Raw genomic sequence first — 25527 nt, 5'->3', positions numbered from 1 at the left:
TTGCTGTAATTCTTGACAGATAGCTGAACCAGGAAACGTTCAGGGGGTAAAATTTTAATTAGATGGTGCTACTTGTTTATGATTTATAGTGAATAGTCAAGAGAAATAGGGATTTATAGAACCCCTAACCCTATCTTTGCAAATGTGCAGATTTTTGGCAAAGGAGTCACGAGTCAACCCACCCCTAACCCCGAGCGTCGAGGGAAAATAGAGAAAAAGGTAGAAAAATACCCCCATCACTCCATCACCCCATCCCCCCATTACCACACCTAATTTTATAGTTCCCAAATGGATTTTATAGAGGAGGTACACGGTTCCCGATAAATCAGAAAAATTATCCTTTGATTTTTCCGCCTTCTTCGCCAAAAACATGGTACTTTTTCCCGACCTAAAAAGGTTAAAACCTTTATCTGTTAATCTTTTTATATTTAATCAGCAAAGCCTAATTATCTAAAAAGTCCATAACTACTTTAGCAATTTCCTTAGGCATTTGATTCATCATATAAACAGTACCACCTTCAATATTAACCATCTTAGCATTAGTAATTGTTTCACCAATAAATTTTCTATTTTCTGCTTTTGCAATTCCCAATTTTTCTAGTTGTTTGATGTCTTCTGTTCCAGATAATATCAAGGTTTTACAATTGATTAATCTAAATCTTTCTAAGCTTTTTTCTGCATAATTCATTATTGCCAAAGGACCATAGGGAGGATAACCATGGCATTTAAACTCATCTAATAAACAACGATGATTTAATTCTAAATCTACATAACTTAAACGAACAGACCATCTTTTTGTTAGGTGAGAACCATCTTCTTTAATTTGGTAAACTTCAGAAAATTTATTATAAAGTTTTTTTATTTGCTCTTCCTCAAAATAATCAATGCCACATAACACAAGTTTGTTAACTATTTTTGGGTATGCTGCTGCTACTTCTGCTGCTACAAAACCACCTGTATGATACCCAAGAATATTTGCTTTTTTGATTCCTAATTTATCTAGAAGTAAAGTAACTGTTTTGGCATAGTCTTCAATGTAATACATTCTAGGAGGTTTATCGGATTCACCAAAACCCAAAAAATCCATAGCAATAACTAACTTTTTTTCTTTAATAAATAAAGGCATTAATTCTCGATATTCATCACTACTTATTGGATTTTGATGCAGCAAAATTAGTGGTTCACCTTCTCCTCCAATTCGATAATGTATTTGCCCGTCTTCTGTATCTAAAAATGCTCTCTTTATTTTCATAAAATTTAATTTATATTTATCTATATTTTATCTAAAAAATCAACAATAACTGTAGATATTTCTTCAGCCATTTGATTAATCATCCATAAAGTTCCTCCAGAGATTTTAACTGTTTGACTATGAGGAATTACTTCAGATAACCAACCTTGATTTTCTATCTTGACAAAACCATATTTGTCTAAAGGCTCTAAAGCTTTAGTACCATTACAAACTAAGGTCGGACATTGAATAATTTTAAACCTTTCTGGAGCAGAAAGACAATATTTACCCAGAGCAACTCCAGGGTAAATAGTTCCTCCAAAAGCTTTTAAATCATCTAAAACACAACGGTGATTTAATGCTCCTTTTCCTACATAATTAATTCTTGCTAACCATCTTTCCATGAGATGGGAACCATCTTCTTTTATGGTAAATCCTTGACTATATCTTTGAATAATTTTTTCCGCTTCTTCTGCATCAAAACCATGAGTATTACAAAGGATTAATTTATGCAAGCGATCGCCATAAGATACAGCAACTTCTCCAGCAATATAACCCCCCGTTAAATTTCCTAAAATATTACATTTTTTAATTCCTAATTCATCTAACAATAAAATAACAGTTTTAGCATAGTCTGAAATAGAATATTCTCTAGGAGGTTTATCAGAATCTCCTAACCCCATTAAGTCCATAGCAATAACACGATATTTAGGAGCTAAAATTGCCATTAATTCTTTAAATTCATCGCTACTTCGAGGAGTCATAGGAAGTAAAACTAGAGGTTCTCCAGCTCCTCCAATGCGGTAAAAAATTTGTCCGTCTTCTGTGTCTAAAAAAGCTTTTTTAACCGGTTGATTCATTTTTAGTTATTAGTTATAATTAGCAACTCTTGAAGTGAGGATATTGAAATACTGAAGTTTATTCTTTATCATCTTCAGGACTTACGCAGAAGCCTGGTTTATTTACCCAAATTTCCTGGTTTTAACCACAATATCATGGTAATAAACCCGGTTTATTGGCTGGGAAAGCGTAAGTTATAATCCCCTGAAAACGAAAGGATTTGTTTGGTTTTTATAAGAAGAGGTCATTTCAGTTATCAGTTATCAGTAGAGAGTGAACCTCCAACTTTAGTTGGAGGCTGGAAATACTGATTTATCGGGAACCGTGTTAAAATTTTTTCATCCCCGAACCAGGGGAGGCTTTATACCTCTTTTTTTTGGTAATTATTAATAATTAACAATTAATAATTAATTATTGAACCTGGAGTTGTTCAATAATGGGATCTAAATGAGCAGTAATCATCAAAGCACCACCATTAATATTAATAACTTGACCATTAACAAAGCTACCAAAATCCGAAGCAAGATATAGGCAAGCTTCAGCTATATCTTCCGAAGTTCCCAGACGACCCACAGGAATCAATTTTTTCATAGTTTCGTATTTAGTTTGTAAATTGGGGTAATCTTTAGCAATACGAGCAGTATCAATCGTCCCTGGACTAACAGTATTTGCAGTAATTCCGTAGGGTCCAAGTTCTGTAGCGATCGCTTTAGCGAAAGCATCAAGACCTCCTTTACAAGTAACATTATGAGCGCGGTGTGCTGCACCTATTGAACCATCATAACCAGAAATATGAATAATCCGACCCCATCCTCTAGCTTTCATCCCTGGGATTGTGGCCTTAGCTAGATAGAATGCAGAATTAAGGTTTGTATTAATTACTTGATGCCAATCTTCAAGGGAAATATCTGAAAAATTTTGTCTTTTTCGGAGGGAAACATTAGAGACAGCAATATCAACTGCACCAAACTTTTCTATAGCAGAATCAACCATGTTTTGTACTGCATCAGGGTTACTCACATCCGCCATTACTGCTATTGCTTGACCCCCTAAATCACGAGCTTCTTGGGCAACTTTTTCAATTGCTTCTTGATGGCGATGACCATTAATGACCACGTTAGCACCAGATGAGGCAAATAATAAGGCGATCGATCTACCTATATTCTGACCTGATCCTGTAATTATAGCGGTTCGACCTTGTAATGCTTTATTTCTATCTTTCATTATTTTGTAACCCAATTATTCAAGACCTGAACTATTTCACAATATATCACTAAATGATAGCAGTTTTCGAGTTAATCATAACTTACATATCGACTGTATATAGTGCTTATAACTGTTTAAAAAGAGTTTTTAAATCTATATCTAGTACATTTATGTAAGTCCTGTTAATTATAAAAAATACCTTTAAAATTAGGGTTGGCCTCAAAGTGAAAAGTATGCCTAATACTATAAAAATATTTAATTATAGCTATATCAGATACTTTTGTATAATTTCCAATTATGTCAAAATAAAAATATTGCTGAATTATTGAGAAGAAAAAATGTCAGAAACTGTAGATTTTGATTTAATTATTAAAAATGTACGGGTGGTGCGCCCAAATAATAATGCGATCGCTCACCTCGACTTAGGAATTAAAAATGGCAAGTTTGCTCATATCGCCCCAGAAATCAAACCAGAATTAGGTAAAGAAATATTTGATGCCAAAGAATTATTAGGTTTTCCCGGATTAGTAGACTCCCATCAACATATTGGTATTTATCAACCCCTGCCTCAAGACGCCATTACAGAAACCAAAGCTGCTGCCATGGGTGGAGTGACAACAGGTTTAACATATATTCGTACCGGACAATATTATCTCAACCGAGGCGGTGCTTACAAAGATTTTTTTCCTGAAGCATTGAAGCTTTCAGAAGGTAATTTTTTTGTAGACTATGGCTACCATCTCGCCCCCATTAGCAGTAGTCATATTGATGAATTACAGTTTTTATTTGAGGAATATGGGGTGCCATCATTTAAAATATTTATGTTTTATGGAGGCTATGGTTTGCACGGGATGTCAGACCAACAAAACCTATTTTTGATGATTGACAAGTCAGAAAGATACGATTTTGCTCATTTTGAATTTATCATGCGGGGGTTAACAAAATTACGGGAAACTTACCCAGAAATGCAGGATTATATTAGTTTAAGTTTGCACTGCGAAATTGCTGATATTCTCAATGCTTATACTAAAATCGTCCAAAATGATACTTCTGTCACTGGTCTCAAAGCTTATAGTGCTGCTCGTCCTCCTCATTCCGAAGCATTAGCAATTTTTATTGCTTCCTATTTAGCTTATGAAACTAATTGTGTCAATATTAATTTATTACATCTGAGTTCCCAGAAAGCACTGGAAGCAGCATTAATGATGCAAAAAACATTTCCTCATATTAATTTTCGCCGAGAAGTGACGGTAGGACATTTATTATTAGATGTGGATGCACCTACAGGCAAATGGGCAAAAGTGAATCCCCCTATACGTTCCCGTGAAGATGTAGAATATTTATGGCAGGCAGTGTTAAACCGCGATATTGACTGGATAGTTAGCGATCATGCTTGTTGTTCGGCAGAGAAAAAAGCTAGTAGTCAAGACCCGGAAAATATTTGGTTAGCAAGATCAGGTTTTGGTGGTACAGAATATTTATTATCTGGAGTTTTCAGCGAAGGTAGTAAAAGGGGAATGTCTGATAATCACATTGCTGAGTTGTTGTCATGGAATCCTGCACAACGTTATGGTTTGTTAGAAAAAGGAGATATTGCTGTAGGGTATGATGCAGATTTGGTACTTTTTGATCCCAATGAAACTTTTGTAGTGCGTGCGAGTGAGTCAGAGTCACAACAGGGGTATACACCATTTGAAGGAATGGAGTTGACTGGAAAAGTGAAAAGTACATTTTTGCGCGGAAATTTGATTTATAATAATGGAGAAGTTTTGGGTTCGCCCCAAGGCAAATATTTATCACGGCCTTATAAGACAGTTATCAGTTAACAGTTATCAGTTACAGCAAATCCACTGTAACACAGCCTTCGTTTGCTGTAACAACCACCGAAGGTTGTGTTACCAAACCCTTAACTACTCCCTACTCCCTACTCCCTATTCCCTATTCCCCTATGAAATATTGGCTAATCAAATCAGAACCAAAAACTTACAGTATCTCAGATATGAAACAAGAAAAAACTTGTATTTGGGATGGAGTAAGAAATTATCAAGCACGGAATTTTATCCGACAAATGAACCCTGGAGATTTAGCATTTTTCTATCATTCTAATACTACACCTCCTGGGATTATTGGGTTAGTAAAAATATTAGAAAGTGGCATTGCTGACCCTACTCAGTTTGACCCAGAAAGCAAATATTATGATTCTAAATCTACTCCTAATGCACCTCGGTGGCAGACTGTTTCTGTAGAATTTGTAGAAGAATTTCCTCAGTTAATATCTTTAGCTAATTTAAAACAACAATTTACTGAAGATGAATTATTAGTTGTTAAAAAAGGAAATAGATTATCTGTAATGCCTGTTGCTGAAAATGTGGCAGAGAAAATTTTAGCCATGAAAAATGTATAGCAATCCTAAATAGGTTGTAAGATTTTATTGTAGAGGTTTGGAGACCAAACCCCTACTACGCAGGCAAACCCAGAAACCCGGTTTTTTGTAGAAACCGGGTTTCTTTGCGCAAGTTTCTTGGTTTCAACAACAATATCACGAAAATAAATCTAGTTTATTGGTTGCTTATGCATAATTTATGCTATTAAAAACTCCTCGATAATCTATATAAATCTACATAAATTTATTTACGGAAACTAACTTTTTATTCAGGTAGTTTAAGTTTAAGCTTAATTATTTTAGAGGTATAAAGGTGTTAACCAATATATATGTATACACCTTTTTTGTGCCCGGATTTGGTATCAGAATCAATGAGAATTATAGAAGAAGTACTCGGAAAAATTGTCCCTTAGTTTTTCTGCCCAACTCTTACCCAAAATGCTAAATTTTTGTGTGGAAACACCTAAAAGCTAGCACTTTTTGATACCTAAAAATTTTCAAACCTTCAAGAGAATTAAAGGAAGCTGATCGCAAATTGCACTAACACTATATTTAGTTTTCTTTAGCTGTTTCCTCAATCTGTTTGGTTTGACCGATGTTGTTGTTGTTGTGGAGAAATTATGCAATGAATTTGCAATCTGTAAAACCAGTAAGGCTTTTGTTGATTTTTATCGCAATCTGTTTCGTTGAAGTTCCAATTTTTCGATTACGTCAGGAATTAGAGCGACAAGCTCTTAATATTGCATGGCATCAAAGTTTGAAAGAAGAAACACCTAAAACTCAGGTTTTTGAAGATTTTATCAAGAAAGCTCAGGAAAATCTTGAGGATGAGATTGACGGTCTGCGCGTGTTGCCCCAAAATCAAGAACTTTCAGATTTTAGTAAATGTAATAACGCTCTCAAAATAGAAATTAAAAAAAATAGTATAAAAAAAGATGCCTATTTTGATTGTATCTATATCGCTGACTTTGATACGGAATCGAAGACCGAATACCAAAAGCGATCTGACCAATCAAAACAAAGCGTTGTTTTTCGTCAATTTCAAAAACTAATGCTTCAGCAAGGTGAGAAGTTACTCTCGAAAAAACCTGAAGACGTTAGTCTAGAACATAGCAGAATATTTATTAAGTATCTCACAGGCGATCTGAATTTTTTAGATCGAGTACCTGGATTCAGAATAGACACTGTCTACTTATTTGATGAAAAAAATGGTGTTATAGCTCTTTATCCTGGGACTTCAGATGGAGTTTTCAATAACAGAAAACTTAACTACAGAGAGCGCCCTTGGTATAAATCTAGTATAAATGAATATGAGACTTTTTATTCGCAAAAAGTTTATGAAGGTACATCAGGACTTACTGGAATTTTCATTGATATCACTGATAAAAGGACTCCCAATGCCATCAGAGCACTCTGGTATCGTTTCAAAGACATGGATGGAAATCAATATGTTTTGGCATTTGATATGTTCTTAGATCAAACAGATAATTCTTTTCTTTCCTTTTTATGGTTATCGACTCCCTGGGAACTGATGATGTTGGTGTTAATTCCACTGTTTTTATCACTACTACTAAGTTGGCTGTATGAAAAGTTAAACAGATTTTTACTAGACGCTGATTATTTCAATAATTTGTCTGGAATTAGGTTTACTCTGGTAAAAGAATACTATGCTGATTTGAACGATCAGAGCATTTCATTCAGTGATAATAATGTCAGGAGAAACCTTTCTTCTACACAAACATCTTCAGGAGTGAAGTTCTCCCTTCCAGGAACACCTATGGAAGGCAACATTGAGCGAATCGCGCAACAGAATCGTCAAGAAGAAAAAGTTTATACCTATAGCTTCGATAACCAATACAGTTTGAAAGTCGGTCCCGTCAGACCAACCCATAAAGCTGTACAGATTTGGCAAGCTAAACGGGGCTCCTTCTTAGGTAAATCACAGGTTGTCGGTCATGTGGTTGCAGATTGGAAAACGAATAACAATGTCGATTCATCGGCAGAGTTGTCAATTAGGTCAATGTTTTGGAATGAAAACCAGAAGATATACCTTCCTTCTTTCCAACGTCAACTAAGAGATCATCTGCTTGCTGGTGAGACGAAAGAACTTACTTTAGTTCTTGATACGCAATATCAAAAAAGACAAAGCATCCCCGCTTTGTTAAGGAATATTGATCCCGATCAACTGGAGGAAGTTCCTGAATTGAAGCGAGTGATTGATAATAGCTTTGATCTTGAGCAGGGACGCTTTTTTGTCGAACAACTGGAGACGGTGGAAGCGCTTTATGCTTTAGGTCATGTCAAGGCTATATATTCCATTCCTTTTGTCCACAAGATTATAACCGACGGACACCATGATTTTTTCAAGAGAACGGCAATGGACACCGAAAGAGAAGAGTTTCGCTTCGTGCTTGAGCATGACACTCATCACTTCAAAAATCAGGTATATAATGCTCTTAATCAATCTATTCAAGATGACTGGAACAACGAATCACCATTTCAGATCATGGTACATCAGCGCAGTAACACAGAAAATGTCATCCTGGAGCAAGAAGGATTTTCGCTCATTTACATCAACCATGTGTTAAGCTTTGTATTGTACTCGTTGTCTGATGATAGATATTCAGGAATTGGCTGGGTTAGCTGGCGCCAGGTCGATCTTAAGTTTTTCCAAACCCTTTACGAGTATCAGTTTTCAAAAGGCAATACCTTCAAAACAGTGGAAAACTACATTGAACCGTAAAGTGGAGATGGGGAGATGGTTAATATAGGACTATTTTTCTACCTTTTTCCTGATTCTCTTTCTCCATCTCCCCTCCTGGGAGGGGTTCGGGGTGGGTTGAATCCTGTCTCCTTTGCCAAAAACTTGCACCTCGTCCAGAGATACCAACATGGGTTTTATATTATAGTACCTTGGTGCTTTACGAGATGCGCTAACACACCCTACCGCTCTGTAACACAGCCTTCTAGGCTGTAACAACCAGGATGGTTGTGTTACCAGTTTAATTATAGGGACGTTTCATGGAACTTACCTACAAAGTTTGATCTGAAAAACGCTGTCAAATAGTGGGAGCATCTTGCTCCCAAACTAAACAATCTGGCAAATAACAACCTTCAAATTAGGTGATTACAGTAGGTTTTTCCCTGCCTGTAATATTCTTAATTTGAGCAATTTCATCTGCTAAACTAATCAGAGAAGATAATGCTGCCTGAGTATCTTGATCTTGTTTACTAACATCTGGTTCATAACTTTCCACATACAAACGCAAAGTTGCTCCCTGAGTTCCTGTACCAGAAAGTCGGAAAATAATCCGAGAACCATCTGTGAAACCAATCCGAATACCCTGTTTTTGACTAACGCTACCATCTATGGGATCGGTATAACTAAAGTCATCAGCATATTTAACTTCATATTCGCCAAATTCTTTTCCTACAAAAGAAGGTAATAGAGAACGTAAATTATCCATCAAAGTATTAGCTTTATCAGTTTCTATTCCTTCATAGTCATGGCGAGAATAATAGTTGCGACCGTACTCTTTCCAATGTTCCTTGACAATATCCTCTACCGACTCTTGCCGTACTGCCAGAATATTCAACCAGAAAAATACTGCCCAAAGTCCGTCTTTTTCTCGTATATGATTAGAACCTGTACCAAAACTTTCCTCACCGCAAAGAGTCGCCTTGTTTGCATCTAATAAATTACCAAAAAATTTCCAACCAGTAGGAGTCTCATAACAGTCAATACCCATTTTTTCCGCTACTCGATCTGGTGCTGCTGAAGTTGGCATCGATCGCGCAATACCAGCTAAACCAGAACTATATCCAGGAACTAAATGTGCATTAGCAGCTAATATTGCCAAACTATCGCTAGGAGTAACAAAGAAATTTTTCCCTAAAATCATGTTGCGATCGCCATCTCCATCGGAAGCAGCACCAAAGTCGGGAGCATTTTCACCAAACATGATTTCTACTAAGTCGTGAGCATATACCAAATTAGGGTCAGGATGTCCGCCACCAAAATCTTCTAGAGGTACACCATTTTGCACTGTACCGACGGGAGCGCCTAACCGTTGCTCAAAAATATCTTTGGCATAAGGTCCGGTGACAGCGTGCAATGAGTCCATACACATCCGAAACTTATCAGACTTTAACAGTTCCGATATTTTGCCGAAATCAAACAATGACTCCATCAACTCAGCATAGTCTGCTACAGAATCAATAACTTCCACAGTCATTTCCCCTACTTTCTGAGTACCCAGTTCATCTAAATTAACATCCGTAGCTTCAATAATTTTGTAGCTATCAATAACTTTAGTACGTTCATAGATAGCACTTGTCACTTTTTCGGGAGCTGGACCACCATTACTAATATTGTATTTAACCCCAAAATCTTCTTCTGGTCCACCGGGGTTGTGACTAGCGGAGAGGATTATACCACCAAAAGCGTTATTTTTGCGAATAATGCAGGAAGCAGCAGGAGTAGAAAGAATCCCACCTTGACCTACTAACATTCGGCCAACTCCATTAGCAGCAGCCATTTTTAGAATTATTTGGATTGCCTCACGGTTGTAATAGCGACCATCACCACCAAGTACAAATGTTTGACCAGAAAAGTTTTCTAGACTGTCAAAGATAGACTGAATAAAGTTTTCTAGGTAGTTAGGTTGTTTAAAAGTTGGCACTTTTTTCCGGAGTCCCGAAGTACCCGGTTTTTGGTCATTAAATGGTTGGGTTGTAACTGTTTGTACGTTCATTATGGTTTATGGAAATTGTTATAGGACTTACGCAACACAAGGCATTTCTGTCATTGCTCGTGAGGTGCGTTTGCGAAGCAGTCCGTCAGGATAGCAATCTCAAATCACCAAAACTCGTCGATTATGCGTAAGTCCTGTGTTATTTAAGTTATCAGTTTTAGTTAATTTAAACTTTTAACTTTTGATTTTGAATTTTCTTCTCTAAGAAGATTCTGTATATAACTTTTACAATAAATATGGCACTTTATAAAAATTAATTTTTGTTTTTGAGTAAATCTACTCATACAGCGGTTTTCATTTTTGTAAACCACAGTAGGGACGTTGCATAACAAAAATGCTAACGTCCCTACTGGATTTTGGTTTGAACATTGTGGTTTATCCATTTAAAAAGTGCTGTAATATCCAGGAAATATCCAATTGTCTGAATCAATATCGAGGATAAAAGTATGCAGCCAGAATATGATCTAACTAAAATGAAAAGTCGTCCTAATCCTTATGCAAAAAAACTAAAGCAACAAGTGAGTTTATCTTTAGGAAATGAAGTAATAGAATATTTTGAGAAAAAAGCCCAAGAAAAAGGAATTTGCTATCAAGAATTAATTGATTGATATCTTCAAGATTGTGTCAATAACCAACGTGAACTATCTTTTTTAAAGGTAAATATTCAGTTATAGTAGGTAGTAGTTAAGAGTTAGATACGGAAGATTTATGAACCTCCTGTAAAAAATTTTTAAAGTTTTCAGCGTACTGCTAAATATTATAGGACTAAAGCCATGAGGTAGGAAAAACAGGGCTTTGAGATTGCTTACCGACCGTCGTATCGGACGAAAATACGTTGCACTTGCGTAAGTCCTGTATTAATGCTAGAATACTTGCTAATTTTAATTTTTCCTACACTTGAAAACCCTTCTAAAATTATGCACAAAACCAAATTATTATTCATCGACTCCCAGGTAGAAAATTACAGTCACCTCATCTCACAGGTTGATTCTCAGACAGAAGTAGTTATTCTACAACCCAATCAAAATGGTATAGAACAAATATCTAAAAGTTTGGGTGAATGCCATAATCTGGAAACAGTTCATATTATTTCTCATGGAGCAAAAGGTACTTTGTATCTGGGAAATAGTATCCTGAAAAATGACAATATTCATTTATACGTCGAAAGTATGCAGCAGTGGGGTAAATGTTTGTCTGCTGATGGGGAAATATTAATTTATGGTTGTCAGGTAGCAAGTGGTAAAGAAGGTAAAAAATTTGTCCGACAACTGCATCAACTCACCGGAGCAAATATTGCTGCCTCGGAAACCCTGACAGGAAATATTAACAGAGGTGGTAATTGGAATTTAGAAGTAATATTCGGTAAATTCAAGTCAGCGTTAGCATTTACTCCAGAAATTAGGGCGAGTTATGCAGGAGTGTTGGCAGATATTGTGGTAAATACTACTGAAGATATAGTAGATGATAGTGATGGAGTTACTTCTCTGCGGGAAGCAATAATTAAAGCAAACAGTACCCCAGAAGATGATACTATTCAACTGACAGCAGGAGCAACGTATAATCTGACTATCTCAGGAAGTGATGAAGATGCTGCTGCAACGGGAGATTTAGATATTGTAGCAGGAAGTGGAGAAACAACAATTATTTCTGACGGAGTTGAAAAAACAGTTATTGATGCTGGAGGTATAGAAGGATTAGGCGATCGAGTATTTCATGTTTTGGAGAATGCAAATCTAGAGTTGCAAAATGCCGAAGTTACAGGTGGTTTTGTAACAAATGATTCTGGTGGTGGTATCTTCAACTCAGGTACACTTACTCTCAATAACAGCACTATTAGTGGAAATTTAGAGAATTTCTTAAATGGTGGTGGAGGGATTAACAACACAGGTACAACGAATATTACCAAGAGCACTATTAGTGGAAATTCAGCATTTTATGGTGGAGGTATTCAAAACACAGGTACAGTCAATCTGAACAATAGCACTATTAGTGATAATTTTGGTAATAGTCTTGGTGGAGGTATTCAAAACACAGGTACAGTTAATCTCAAAGATAGCACTATTAGTGGAAACTCAGCAGATATAACCGGTGCTGGTATCTCGAATTCAGGTATAGTCACTTTGAATAACAGTAATGTTACTGGAAATTCACTAGGTACAGCTGGGAGTAATGGCGGTGGTATCTTCAATTCAGGTACAGTTAATATTAGCGACAGCACTATTAGTGGTAATTCAGCAGATACAAGTGATGGTGGTGGTATCTTTAACACAGGTACTGCTAGCATTAATAATAGCGATATTAGTGGTAATTATGCTTATAATGGTGGTGGAATTAATAACTCAGGCGAAGCTATTATCACTAACACCACTTTTAGTGGAAATGTTACATTTTTAGCAGGTGGTGGTATCAGGAACTCAGGTCAAACAGATGTTATCAATAGCACTTTTAGTACGAATTCAGCGAATCGTGGTGGCGGTGTCTACAACACAGGTACAACAAATATTAGTAATAGCACTTTTAGCGGAGGTATATCTAACCATGGTGGTGGTATATATAATGCTGGAACAGCTAGCATCAGTAATAGTACGATTACTGGTAATGGAGGTCAACCAAATCAAGGAAGTGGTATTCTGACTAAAGTTATTAATGAGTTAGAATTCAACCCCAATACTACTGTTACCTCTAGTATTGTCTCTGGTAATTCTAGCACTGATTTTGACTCTAGAGGAAATAATAACACTGTTGTTAGTGGTGGCAATAATCTAATTGGTACAGGTAACGCTATTGATATTTTTGACGATGATAGCGACAAAACAGGTATCACCGATCCTCTACTTGGAGACCTTAGTGACAATGGTGGTCTCACGTTAACTTACTTACCTTTCCCCAATAGTCCCGCCATTGATGCAGGTAGTAATCCGAACTCACTGACGACAGACCAAAGAGGGGAACCACGGTTTGTAGGAGAAGGGGTTGATATTGGTGCAGTAGAATTACAAATTTCACCAAATATCACTGGTACTCCTAAAAGCGATCGTCTGAATGGTACAAATGAAAATAACACTATTAAAGGTTTAGCAGGTAATGACACTATCAATGGTAGTGGTGGTGATGACCAAATTATAGGTAATCGAGGTAATGACTTCCTGTTTGGCAAAAACGGAAATGATACCCTCCAAGGTCGTCAGGGTAGCGATCGCCTCTTTGGTGGTAATGGTGACGACTCTCTGATTGGTGGTCAAGGTCGCGATCGCTTTAACGGTGGTGCTGGTGACGATACTCTCATTGGTGGAGGGGGTATTGACAGTTTTATTTTCAATACTAATCAAGAATTTGCTCAAGAAGATGTGGGAATAGATACCATCAGTGATTTTCTGCCAGAAAAAGATAGAATTATACTTGACAAAACTACATTTACTGCTATTACCAGTGACTCAGGAAGAGGTTTCAGTATCAATGGTGAATTTGCCATAGTTACGACTGATGCTGATGCCGAAACTTCTTCAGGAGTTATTGTTTACAACAGCAGTAACGGGAAGTTATTCTACAATCCTAATGGAACAGAAGCAGAATTTGGTAGCGGTAGTGAATTTGCTAATCTCACTAATACTGCATCTATTAGTGAGAATGATTTCATCCTGAGAGCATAAGCGACAAGAAAAATATAGCAATGTGCGCACTTTACGCTTTACAACTTGCAGGAGGTTTCCAATAGCTAAAAGCCTTATATTATAAGCAATTTATTCTCCCTCTTCCCTGTTGCCTGTTGCCTGTTGCCTGCGTGCAGCGCTATATTTCTCTCCCTTCCCTTGCCTATCCATTACCAGGAAATCCTGAAACTTTTGTGGGGAGACGGGGAGAAGAGAGCAGTGGAGAAAGGAGAAACAATCATAGTAGCTAAATACAAATACTTAAGTAATTGCAAAAAAAATGTACTTTTTTATACTTTATTTTCAAAAAAGCCGAATTAATATTTACTCATAACTTGTCAAGTTTTATGTTAAGAAAATAAAGATGTTTATAAAGCATAGCTTCCGTTGCAGGGGGGGGTTAGGTTTTTAACTCACATTTTCAACCTTGACGTACTACTACTAATAGCGTGAATGCGTAAGTCCTATTAGTATATATAAATATTTATACTGTAAGAATTATCTTTATTTAACTTTCTCATTCGTCAGATTCTCAAGAAAATATTAAGCATAAATATTTACTTCTGCCCCCTGTTTTCTGCTATTATATGCAAAAAGCCAGAAAGGTGAAAAGAATATCAATGTAATTATGATTTAATTATTATTGGTTTATTATTTGTTTCGATATCAAACTAGATTTATTGTATGGTTGAACAAATGACTTGTAATAATAGTCTATCCATCAAAGATGGGACATTGAAAACTTATTTCATGGCATTAAGACCGAACCAGTGGACAAAAAATTTGTTGGTCTTCGCTGCACCACTTTTTGCTTTTCAGATAAATATTAATTCTTTTTCCTCTACTCTCATAGCATTTTGTCTATTTTGTATAGTATCTAGCAGTTTTTACCTGTTAAATGATGTCAAAGATCTAGAGTCAGATCGTCAGCATCCAGTTAAGTGCAATCGGGCGATTGCAGCGGGACATATCAGTGTACCCATTGCTGTAACTATGGCCAGTTTGTTTCTATTAGTAACCCTGAGTTTTAGCTGGTTTTGCAGCTTATCCCTGGGAGCAGTGCTAACCTGTTACTCTCTGATTCAGGTTGCCTACAATTTAAAGCTTAAGGAAATGCCACTATTGGATATTGCTTGTATCGCTAGTGGATTTGTTTTAAGAGCTGGCGCTGGGTTTATCGTCACTAATATATATCCCTCCCCATGGTTTTTAATATTTATAGCAATGCTGGCTCTGTTCTTAGCTATTGAGAAGCGCAAGGCAGAGTTACACAATTTGCAACTCAAAGGAAAAGTCATTACCCGCGAGGTTCTCAAAGTATATTCTTTACCACTGCTCAATCGTATGGAAAGTATTGTAGCAACAGGAGCAGTTATGAGTTATGCTATTTGGAGTTCTGGCTGGAATTGCAGTTCTGATTTTTGTGAAGTACCAACTCCTTGGATGAGCATTACCTTACCCTTTGTCATGTACGGTATCTTCCGATATCAGCTCTTAGGTGACTCCGCAGTAAAGGTTCATCAGTTACAGGAAAAGCCGGAAAAAGTTAAGGCAGTCAACCACAGGACAGAAGTTCCCGATCGAGTGTTACTTTCCGATGAGCATATTCAATATACAATAATTGCTTGGCTAATAACTTGCACTTTGACACTTTGGCTCAACAGTCAAGGCGTTATATAATCTGCGGTTGAATAATTAGACTTTGCTGGAAGGAAGGCAGAAGGAAGAAAGCAGGAGGCAGAAGGTTTTCTCCCATTGTCATCTTAGTTTTATACACAAACGATGCTACCGGACATGGTATTATTTAGTTAATTTAATTCAATTTTCTCAATTCATCAGAATGTTTCTATAAAAATTAATTTAACAATGAATTTTGAACCAACTATATCTGCACTTTGTTATACATTTATTAATAAACACTCAGAGAAACATCAGCCTCTGTTACACTTCCCTAATAATCAAGTTGTTGAGTTTGTCAGCTCACAATATAGAAATATGCCTGACTATCTAAAACTACCCCTGTTTATCCTCACGGCTATTTTTGATTTTTGCTCAATCATCAGACGAGGCAAAAGGTTTCATCAACTTCCACCGACTATTCGAGTTAATCAGATAGCAACTTGGAAAATGTCACCTCTGAGAGTTTGTCGTGACTTGATAAGATTTTACGAAAGCTTAACCATATTTAGTTATTATCAAATAATTAATAATTAGATATTTCTATACAAGAGGGAATAGGCAATAGGTATCTCCAGAAAATAGGGAACAGGGAACAACGAACAGGGAACAGGGAACGGGGGGGAGTAATTGATGATTTATGGATAATAATTGATTATATTTTTAATTTTTAGAGATGTCTAATCAGCAATAGGCAATAGGAAGAAATAATTGATAATTTATGTAGGATAATTGATGGAGTTTTTGATTTCTGGAGATATCTATTAAATAATTCAGAATTTATTATTGATTGGAAATTTAATCAGTAAGACCTAATTATCAATTATTAATTATTAAATTGATAATTTATGTAGGATAATTGATGGAATTTTTGATTTCTGGAGATATCTATTAGATTAGATAATTCAGAATTTATTATTGGTTGGAAATTTAATCAGTAAACCCTAATTATCAATTATTAATTATTAATTATTAATTATTAATTATTAAAGTGAGCCAGGAAAAATTGACATGACAGTATGCGAACAAAACATTCTCACTGAGCCAGATACTGCTCTCAACTGCGAAGTTGCTATTGTTGGTTCAGGCCCTGGGGGAGCGGTTACGGCTGCAACTCTTAGCAAAGCTGGACTCGACGTTTTACTGATTGAAGAAGGTCCTTATTTGCCTTTGGAATCATGTACCCCCTTTTCTCAGGAAGAGATGGTGCAAAAATATCGGAATCGCGGTCTTACTGTTGCGTTTGGCAGTCCCAAAATTCAGTATGTTGAGGGCAGATGTGTCGGTGGTGGCAGCGAAGTCAATAGCGGGCTTTATCACCGCATTCCTTCCGATGTCTTAGCTCACTGGCAAGAAAAATTTCAGGTGCAAAAGCTGACAGAAGCAGAACTTGCTCCCCACTATGAAGCCTGCGAAAATGCCGTTAGTGTTAGTTATCTACCCGATAAACCTTCCCTCGCATCTCTCAAATTGCAGGAAGGTGCAACTCAGCTTGGTTGGGACTCCCAGGAAGTACCCCGTTGGTTTAAGTACGAACCAAATAACGACCCTAGTGTTGCTTTCAAGGGAACTAAGCAATCTATGACGAAAACTTATGTTCCCGAAATGCTGCGCACAGGGGGTAAAATTCTCGCCAACACTAAAATAAAAAAGCTCCGTCGTCTCGGTGATCGCTGGATTCTCCAAGGACTTTATACCAATAGTTCCTCCCCATACCAAATTAAGATAACTGCCAAAACAGTTTTTATCGCTGCTGGAGCAGTACAAACACCAGCATTGCTACGTCGTAGTGGCATCACTCGCAATATAGGTAACGCCCTACAGATGCACCCCACCGTCAAAGTTGTTGCTCAATTTTCAGAACCCGTTAGCTCTGAACAATTGGATGTAGCTGTGCATCAGGTTAAAGAGTTTGCACCAAAGCTAAGTTTTGGAGGTTCTATCAGTTCGCTCCCCTACCTACAACTAGCCATGTTGGATTATCCTGAATACACCCATGAAGTCGATCAGTACTGGCAAAATATGAACATTTACTATGCTGCCCTAAAGGGAACAGGTAGAGGTACTGTTCGTTGTTTGCCAGGCTTTGACGATCCCTTGGTGCGTTACAATCTGCCCTCTGATGATTTGCAGGTATTAGCTAGTGGCTTGAAAAATCTATGTCGGTTATTAATAGCTGCCAAAGCTAAAGCCATATTTCCACTGCTACCAAAAGCAACCAGATTAACTACACTAGCTGACATAGAGCAGTTACCCGAACAACTTCCCTCAGATACCAGTCTGATGACAGTTCACTTGTTTTCATCTTGCCCTATGGGAGAAAACTTAGAGTTATGTGCAACCAACTCTTTTGGTAAAGTTCATCGACAGGAAAATCTGTATGTTGCTGATGCCAGTTTGCTCTGTACTGCTCTGGGAGTAAATCCTCAAGGTTCTGTGATGGCTATTGCCCGACGAAATGCTTTACATTTTTTAGAAGAGAGCTAGAATGATGAATTTTGATACACCTTTAGTTTTAGTAACCGGAGCTAATGGCTGGTTAGGATATAGTCTGGTTAAGGCACTGGTTGCCGGATTGCCCGACTGTGAAGCCCTGAAAAATCCACAACCAGACCTCACGATTCGCTGTTTTGTGTTACCAGGTACTGATGAGAAACCTCTAAAAGCACTTTCAAAAAAAATAGAAGTAGTATCGGGAGACTTGCGTAATCCAGAAGATTGCGATCGCTTTTGTCAGGGTGCGAAAGGGGCTATTTTGTTTCATACAGCAGGAATAATCCATCCCCAAAAAATTGATGACTTTAATCAGGTGAACGTTAGGGGAACTGAGAATCTTCTGGCAGCCGCCCATAGTGCCTCGGTTAAACGAGCAGTCGTCATGTCTTCTAACTCTCCTTGTGGTTGCAATCCTCATTCCGATCATCGGTTTGATGAAAGTTCTCCCTATAACCCATACATGGGGTATGGAAAATCCAAAATGCAGATGGAGTTAGCTATTAAGACTTTCTTTGATGCTGGCAAACTAGAAACCGTTATTATCCGTGCCCCTTGGTTTTATGGTCCCCATCAGCCACCACGGCAAACACTATTTTTTGAAATGATTAGAACCGGCAAATGCCCAATAGTTGGTGATGGTAACAATTTGCGCTCGATGGCTTATACTGAAAATCTCTGTCAAGGGCTGATTTTAGCAGGGATTACTCCCAGAGCTAAGGGAGAAACTTATTGGATTGCAGATGAACGGCCTTACACCATGAATGAAGTGGTTGACACAGTTGAAAATCTCTTAGAAACAGAATTTCATCAAATCTGTCGCCACACGCGCCTGAAGCTACCTAGTTTCGTCAGCGAACTAGCCTTGCTGGTAGACAGAAGTCTGCAAGCAATAGGGGTTTATCACCAGAAAATTCATGTACTTTCCGAGATGAACAAAACCATTGCTTGCTCAATCGTCAAAGCGCAACGAGAGCTAAGTTATCAACCCATGATTGACTTAGAAGAAGGAATGCGTCGTAGTTTGACATGGATGTTTAATAATTAATAATTAATAATTAATAATTTAGGACTTACCCATAAACGCTATTGGTAGGGTGCGTTAGCGCACTTCGTAACGCACCAAGACTATATATAGTGGCTTTCGTAAGTCGTGTAATTGATAATTGATAATGAAAACTATCTCTAATTATAGCAATCTGAAATAGGTTGTCAGATTTTATGGTAGGGCCTACTGAAAACTGCTATATCTCTAATTATCGCAATCCTAAATAGGTTGTCAGATTTTATTGTGGGGGTTTGGTTTCCCAACCAAAGCGCCAAGGGGTTTGGAGACCAAACCCCTACAGTAAACTGTTACCTATTGCCTATTCCCTGTTCCCTGTTACATATTGCCTATTGCCTATTCCCTGTTCCCTGTTACATATTGCCTGTTCCCTATTGCTTGTTCCCTGTTCCCTAATTTAATTGAGGTAAAAAATTATGAATGTTATGTCTTCTGCTTTAGTAACTGGTGGCTCTGGATATTTTGGCTCGCTTTTAGTAAAAAAGCTGCTGGAGAAAGGGATATCTTGCAGTATCCTAGATATAATTGATGCACCCGATCGCCCCGCCAATGTTAAGCTATTCCAATGTGATATTCGAGATGCTGAAGCCGTCAAAGCTGCCTGCCAAAATGTAGATGTAGTTTACCACAGCGTTGCCCAAGTTCCACTGGCTAAAAATAAAGAATTATTCAATTCTGTAAATATTCAAGGAACAGAAAATGTGTTAGCAGCAGCCCTGGCAAATAGTGTTAAAAAAGTCGTTTATACTTCATCTAGCTCAATTTTTGGCATACCCAAGAAAAATCCTGTCACAGAAGCTGACATCCCTAAGCCACTAGAAGCTTACGGTAAAGCTAAACTAGAAGGTGAGCATCTCTGCAAAAGTTATATTCAGCAGGGGTTAGATGTTTCCATAATCCGTCCCCGCACAATGTTAGGCCATGGTAGGTTAGGAATTTTTCAAATTCTGTTCGAGTGGATTCGCCAAGGCTATAATGTACCAGTTTTGGGAAAAGGTGACAATCGCTATCAGTTTGTTCATTCTGACGATCTTGCTGAAGCGTGCATTTTAGCAGCAAGTCGCCCCGGTTCTGAACTTTATAACTGTGGTACAGACAGATTTGGCACAATGCGGGCGCTCCTAGAAGCACTTTGTCAGCACGCCAAAACTGGTTCTATAGTTAAAGGACTACCAGCCAAACCGACAATTTGGGCAATGAAAGCTACTAGCGCTCTAGGGGTTTCTCCTTTGGGAATATATCACGCCATGTTATACGGTGGAGAGATGTATTTTGATATTTCCAAAGCTACTACAGAACTGGGTTGGCAGCCACAATATTCTAACAGCGAAATGTTGATTCAGAGCTATGAGTGGTATTTGGCTAATCGAGAAAATGTATTGAGTTCTAGTGGTGGCAGTCCTCATCGCTCTCCAGTCAAACAGGGAGTGTTGAACGCAGTTAAGTGGATTCTTTAGAAAAGAGGGAATAGGGAACAGGGAATAGGGAACCCACCCCCAACCCCTCCCAGGAGGGGAGTGATTGATGATTTATGGATAAGAATTGATTCTATTTTTTACAGGATTTACGCAAAGGTACTATATATAGATTTCAAAAACTATTGTACAATAGTTTTAGACGCTATATATACAGTATCTGCGTAAGTCCTGTTTTATTTTTGAAGATGTCTAGTGAGCAAAAAAAAACTGCTCCTTCTTTTCCCCTCCTGGGAGGGGTTAGGGGTCGGTTGATTCCTCCCTCGTTATTCATCGGGACTTACGCAACGTAAGAAAATATACAGCATCTGTAGGGGCGAATGGCATTCGCCCTCTACCGATTGCAAATCAGACTGATATTCTATTGTTCCCTCTTCCCTATTCCCTAGCCCTACGCGCTATAAAAGTATGAAACCAGAATATGACCTAACTAAAATAGACATCTCCAAAAATTATCAAGCACTTACTGTAACTATCTTTGAGAGAGCGATCGCCAGCTCCTCCAGATAGTCATTTTTTATGAGATTTATAGTATTACATATAGTTATTGTTAATTATTTACCATTTTTATGTAATTATTTATTGCTTTTTACTAGACCTAAATTTATGATTTATCTTAACATTATTGTTCCCATTCTTAATCTCACTAAACCACATATTGTTAAAATTACTTTTTCACGGGTTACTCTCTTTTAATCTGAATCTTTCTCGTGCTACTCGCGCATATTTTTATCAGTCTTATTACATGTTCTACAAATATTCTTTTTTGAGCTTTTTTTTGATTCTCTTTCTTGACTTTTTCTGAGATTTTCTGGTTTCTTTTTTTTCTTTGGCGTGTCAATTCTTTCCCCACCTTGATAACCTTTATCTCCTGGAAATCTTTGTTCTTTATTAAACTTTTTTTGTGGTTTTTGCTTGGGAATTTATATCACTCTCTGGACCTTTTTCTCCTACTATTACATCAACTATTTCTTCTCCCAAAGCTAGTGATTACTATTTGATTTTTACAGTCATGACTTTTTGGCTTTCCTAAGTAATATTTTTTCTGTTTTTCATCATTTTTTGGCCTGAATATATACGGCACGAAGTACTATCAACTATCAATTCTATTTCTGTCAAAGCTTCTTTTATCCATAAATATTCGTTTTCTTTTCCCGAGAATTCCTCTAGTAAACAAGGGTGGTAATAATTCCCTCAAAATATCGAGCCAAAGCGCGAAAAATATTATTTGCTGTTGATTCACTAACTCGCTTAGATTGCTCCTAGTAGTTGATCGGGTTGGTACATGATGCAAATAATATAATGTCAACATTATCTCTTCTGCCTTGCCTAAAGACTTTTTTCTTCCTCCTCCTGCCTTGATTAATCTTTTTTCTTCACTGGCGATCGCCTGTCTTTTTTTTCTTCAACTTTTTGAGCATTTTCTATTAATTTTATGAGTTGTTTATCTGTAATACCAATAATCCTTTTTGTTTATGAGTGGATGATTATAAATATATTCTAATACATTATTCATTTTGGGACAGCATATATATAATTTGCCACTATAATTTTACCTTAATTTCTATTTTGGAGAGGTCTAATACCCCGATACAATTGCTTGGCATTAATTTCTTGAATACCCACATTAGTTAAATCAATTGCAGCACAGGCAAACCCTTCTTTTTCTAATCTCGCCTTAGTCCGTAACATTAAACTATATTTTCCCATTTGTCGGCAGTTCAACACATAACAAAACTATCCTAATTTGAGGGCATGATAAAGATTTTAATCTGCTTGTCGTTTGACATAACTAGGAGCATCAAGAGGTAAACTTCCTCCTACTTGATATTGGTGATTTTGGTTTGACTTTGTGTTCATGGAGGATGGAGAAAATTAATTATTATGATTATGTCGTTTTAAATAGAAAATTTTCATTGTGAGGGGTGTTTAATAGCAGTAATTTTTGTGAAAAAATATACTTAGGGAGTAGCAAAAAAATAGACTACCAGATAATCTACAGAGTAGAGATTGCTACTCTAAGAGAAGGCTTCGCCTACGGCTAAGTTGACTCTTACTAATTAAACTTGAGTCTAATATTACCGCCTCGCTGCGGACAAGCACAGTCTTTTTTATTTACTAATAAATGGAAAATTTTCATTGCGAGGGGTGTTTAGCACAAGTAACTTTTGTGGGAAAATATACTTACCCCCGAAGCAATCTCCGCGCACCCCTAAGATTGCTTCCTTTCATATACCTTGGTAGTTGGGGAAAGGAGACCAAACCCCTACAGTTTTTTCTCACAAATTATATTAAATCGAAAATTGTCATTACCGTTTCATCTAAAAATGTGCATTAGGGAATCAGGAGACGTAGGGGCGGGTTTAACAAGTGAGTTAACGAGTTTTCATAAGTAAGTCAGCTAAACCCGCCCCCTTATTATGTAAGCCAACGTCCCAGGGGCGGGTTTATGTAAATCTTAGAGTCAGCATGAAAATTTCTGATAAAACCCGCCCCTACCCCATACACCATTTTAGATGAAATAATGCACTACTAATAGCGTTAATATGTAAGTCCTAACTATTATAAATTAAAATAGTTATTACAAGCGATCGCTAAAATATTGTCGATATAATTCACATCTAGGAACAACATTATTACCTACTAATTTTACTAATCCTAAACTATACAATTTATAAGTAAAAAGGGAATCTATATTTAGAGGTTCTGTAGCTATAACAACTTTCTTAAAAGCTCCTTTTAGTTCGGAATCACGTTTTAAAGTTGACAATAATTCTTGGAGATGACTCCGATAAATTCCGGCATTAGTTGGTGCTGTTTCTAGTAACTCTGATCAGCTTAAATCTTGATGATTTTTTAAATAAGACAGAGCTTTATCTAATAAAAAAGGATGCCCTCCAACTAAATCAGTTAATTCATTCACTTTTTCAGCTTGCCAATTTAATTTATAAATTTCAGTAAGTTGCCGTACTTGCTCCAGAGCAAATTCTTTTAATTCAATTAGATCACCCACATTAAAAGGAGATTGATTAATATCTAAAGGAATATAAACTTATGTGGAATGAACTACTACTAACCGTAACTTTTTCCAGAGAAGTTTTTGTTTACCTTTTTCATGCCAGGAACGTAATAATCCCAAAAAATCCTGAGCAGTTGGATGTGAAAAAATTAAGTCTATATTATCTATAGATAAAACCAATGCTTCTGTTATTTTTGGTAATAAAAATTCTTCAAAATAAATGTGGCAATTTGTCTTACTATCATCTCCCTCATCCCAAGACTTATGCAAAGTTTCTCTTGGCACTTTTAATTCACGACTGACACCACGACAAAACCACTGCAAAAATTTATCTAAATCCTGAAAATTAGCAGTATCAGTAGCTAATAAATCAATAGATGCTGTTTGGTAATCATATCTTTTCGCTGGTTCTAAAACTCTATTAATTAGCAAAGTTTTTCCCATTTTTTGAGGAGCTTGAATTCTAATTAAAGAACCTGATTTTAAGATAGTTTCATCACCAATAGATTCAATAGGTGGCCGTTTAATATAAATAGTTTTTTCTGCCTCTTGTTCATTTTCTGGTATTTGAGCGATCGCTTGCCAATCAATACATAATTTCTCACATATTTCGGTAAAATTCAAGAAATCTACAGGTTTACCATTAAGGAAATTAGAGACAGTTGAACGAGCAATACCTAAATCAAGAGCTAGAGCTTTTTGACTAGGAAAACTATTATGTTTAACAGCAAATTTAACCTTTTCCAGATATTTTGGTGCTACTTTAAGGGATCTAGGAGACATAACTTTAACTATAATAAAAGCTGAATAAGTGTAAGCAAAAAGCTATTAGCCGTCAGCTAACAGCAAATCTTATCAAAACTTTAAAATAGCTTTAAATAAATATAAGCTATAAAGTCGGCTTTGATAGTAAGATTCAATTTACCTCAACAAAGCCAAGCTTTTATCTCAAACTAAAATAAATAGCTGACTGCTAAATGCTGACTGCTGAATGCTTACGGATAAGTCTATAAATACTGACTCTACATTTTAGCATTACTAAGTCATTAGCCAAAAATTTTCAATTAACTCAGTCACAAGTCCGACAAATTATTTTTTATCAACAAGCTGAAACTCAATCATCAGTATATTTTAATAAAATTGTAGAAAAAAACCAGGAATTAACAGAGGAGTTTTCGTCATGGCTAAATTAAATAATAATCAAAACCATAACCCTGACACAATGGAAAAAATAGTTATTCAAGAACGCCTCCGTCAAGCAAAATTAAGCTTTAATATTGCCCTAATTTTAACTATAATTAGTGCAATTATTAGCGTAACAGGAGTTGGACTTTTATGATCAGGAAAAACTTCAGAAGGAACAGCCACAACTGCAGGCGGACTTGCATCACAAATGGTTAGTGCTGGATTATTAAAAATCACTCAAGAAAGTAATGAACGACTTAATACAATAGCCACAGAATTTCTAGATGAAGACTAAAATAAACTAAAAGTAGGGTAAGTAATTTTAGTTATCAGTTATCAGTTGTAAATATTTATCCCCCCTACTGCAATTCAATTTTGCGATTTAACAACAATTAGGGTAATCAACCAGTTTTTTCCTTTGGGTGTATAAGTCGTAATTATGTATGATTCAAAAAATATAAAATTTTCACAAAGGAGAAATTTGTGGCTGTTACATAAGTGTTATTATTGATATAATTTTTTTCCCTATACTTGAAAATCCTTCTTTT

The 25527-nt window shown here is 36.6% G+C and carries 15 protein-coding genes and 2 pseudogenes; 11 read left to right on the top strand and 6 right to left on the bottom strand.

Annotated elements, in window-relative coordinates:
* Window positions 1-442: 442 nt before the first annotated feature.
* The 3 genes from VKJ25_RS06105 to VKJ25_RS06095 all read right to left on the bottom strand — a co-directional run bounded on the left by VKJ25_RS06105 (window position 443) and on the right by VKJ25_RS06095 (window position 3295).
* The gene (locus tag VKJ25_RS06105; protein ID WP_324235736.1) at window positions 443-1252 is read right to left on the bottom strand and encodes an alpha/beta fold hydrolase; all 810 of its coding nucleotides are present in this window, start codon (window positions 1250-1252) and stop codon (window positions 443-445) included.
* 20 nt (window positions 1253-1272) lie between these two features.
* Complete coding sequence (locus VKJ25_RS06100) at window positions 1273-2091, bottom strand: alpha/beta fold hydrolase (RefSeq protein WP_324235735.1); 819 nt, start codon at window positions 2089-2091, stop codon at window positions 1273-1275.
* A 391-nt stretch (window positions 2092-2482) separates the two neighbouring features.
* Window positions 2483-3295, bottom strand: a complete 813-nt coding sequence (locus VKJ25_RS06095) for an SDR family NAD(P)-dependent oxidoreductase (RefSeq protein ID WP_324235734.1) — start codon at window positions 3293-3295, stop codon at window positions 2483-2485.
* Between the two features lie 320 nt (window positions 3296-3615).
* Between VKJ25_RS06095 and VKJ25_RS06090 the strand changes: the two genes are divergently transcribed.
* The 3 genes from VKJ25_RS06090 to VKJ25_RS06080 all read left to right on the top strand — a co-directional run bounded on the left by VKJ25_RS06090 (window position 3616) and on the right by VKJ25_RS06080 (window position 8403).
* On the top strand, window positions 3616-5103 hold the full coding sequence (locus VKJ25_RS06090; protein WP_324235733.1) for a dihydroorotase: 1488 nt from the start codon (window positions 3616-3618) through the stop codon (window positions 5101-5103).
* A gap of 122 nt (window positions 5104-5225) precedes the next feature.
* Entirely contained in the window at window positions 5226-5681 is a 456-nt protein-coding gene (locus tag VKJ25_RS06085; RefSeq protein ID WP_324235732.1) for an EVE domain-containing protein, read from the top strand.
* A 604-nt stretch (window positions 5682-6285) separates the two neighbouring features.
* Window positions 6286-8403: a hypothetical protein gene (locus VKJ25_RS06080; RefSeq protein WP_324235731.1), complete on the top strand. Its 2118-nt coding sequence runs from the start codon at window positions 6286-6288 to the stop codon at window positions 8401-8403.
* Between the two features lie 376 nt (window positions 8404-8779).
* On the opposite strand, the gene VKJ25_RS06075 is transcribed toward VKJ25_RS06080, so the two are convergent.
* Entirely contained in the window at window positions 8780-10414 is a 1635-nt protein-coding gene (locus tag VKJ25_RS06075) for an alpha-D-glucose phosphate-specific phosphoglucomutase (RefSeq protein ID WP_324235730.1), read from the bottom strand.
* Between the two features lie 446 nt (window positions 10415-10860).
* On the opposite strand from VKJ25_RS06075, the gene VKJ25_RS06070 reads away from it, so the two are divergent.
* From VKJ25_RS06070 to VKJ25_RS06040, 7 genes are all read left to right on the top strand, one after another.
* Window positions 10861-11022, top strand: coding sequence for an antitoxin (locus tag VKJ25_RS06070; RefSeq protein WP_324235729.1), 162 nt, complete (start codon window positions 10861-10863; stop codon window positions 11020-11022).
* Window positions 11023-11331: 309 nt separating this feature from the next.
* Window positions 11332-14064, top strand: coding sequence for a DUF4347 domain-containing protein (locus VKJ25_RS06065; RefSeq protein WP_324235728.1), 2733 nt, complete (start codon window positions 11332-11334; stop codon window positions 14062-14064).
* 684 nt (window positions 14065-14748) lie between these two features.
* The gene (locus VKJ25_RS06060) at window positions 14749-15744 is read left to right on the top strand and encodes a decaprenyl-phosphate phosphoribosyltransferase (protein ID WP_324235727.1); all 996 of its coding nucleotides are present in this window, start codon (window positions 14749-14751) and stop codon (window positions 15742-15744) included.
* Between the two features lie 186 nt (window positions 15745-15930).
* On the top strand, window positions 15931-16278 hold the full coding sequence (locus VKJ25_RS06055; protein WP_324235726.1) for a hypothetical protein: 348 nt from the start codon (window positions 15931-15933) through the stop codon (window positions 16276-16278).
* Window positions 16279-16752: 474 nt separating this feature from the next.
* Window positions 16753-18228 (top strand): GMC family oxidoreductase, encoded by a 1476-nt coding sequence (locus tag VKJ25_RS06050; protein WP_324235725.1) that lies wholly within the window; start codon window positions 16753-16755, stop codon window positions 18226-18228.
* A 1-nt stretch (window position 18229) separates the two neighbouring features.
* Window positions 18230-19282, top strand: coding sequence for an NAD-dependent epimerase/dehydratase family protein (locus VKJ25_RS06045; protein WP_324235724.1), 1053 nt, complete (start codon window positions 18230-18232; stop codon window positions 19280-19282).
* A gap of 434 nt (window positions 19283-19716) precedes the next feature.
* Complete coding sequence (locus VKJ25_RS06040) at window positions 19717-20757, top strand: NAD-dependent epimerase/dehydratase family protein (protein ID WP_324235723.1); 1041 nt, start codon at window positions 19717-19719, stop codon at window positions 20755-20757.
* Between the two features lie 1575 nt (window positions 20758-22332).
* Here the strand turns inward: VKJ25_RS06040 and VKJ25_RS06035 are convergent.
* The gene (locus VKJ25_RS06035; RefSeq protein ID WP_324235722.1) at window positions 22333-22485 is read right to left on the bottom strand and encodes a hypothetical protein; all 153 of its coding nucleotides are present in this window, start codon (window positions 22483-22485) and stop codon (window positions 22333-22335) included.
* An 871-nt stretch (window positions 22486-23356) separates the two neighbouring features.
* Window positions 23357-24577: pseudogene (locus tag VKJ25_RS06030) on the bottom strand (AAA-like domain-containing protein).
* Window positions 24578-24974: 397 nt separating this feature from the next.
* Between VKJ25_RS06030 and VKJ25_RS06025 the strand changes: the two are divergent.
* Window positions 24975-25274 (top strand): annotated as a pseudogene (locus VKJ25_RS06025) (TRADD-N-associated membrane domain-containing protein).
* The last annotated feature ends 253 nt before the right edge of the window (window positions 25275-25527 follow it).

It is taken from the genome of Okeania sp., assembly GCF_035285525.1.
In the GTDB taxonomy this organism is placed as follows: domain Bacteria; phylum Cyanobacteriota; class Cyanobacteriia; order Cyanobacteriales; family Microcoleaceae; genus Trichodesmium.
This window is presented reverse-complemented; position numbering and strand designations above follow the sequence as displayed.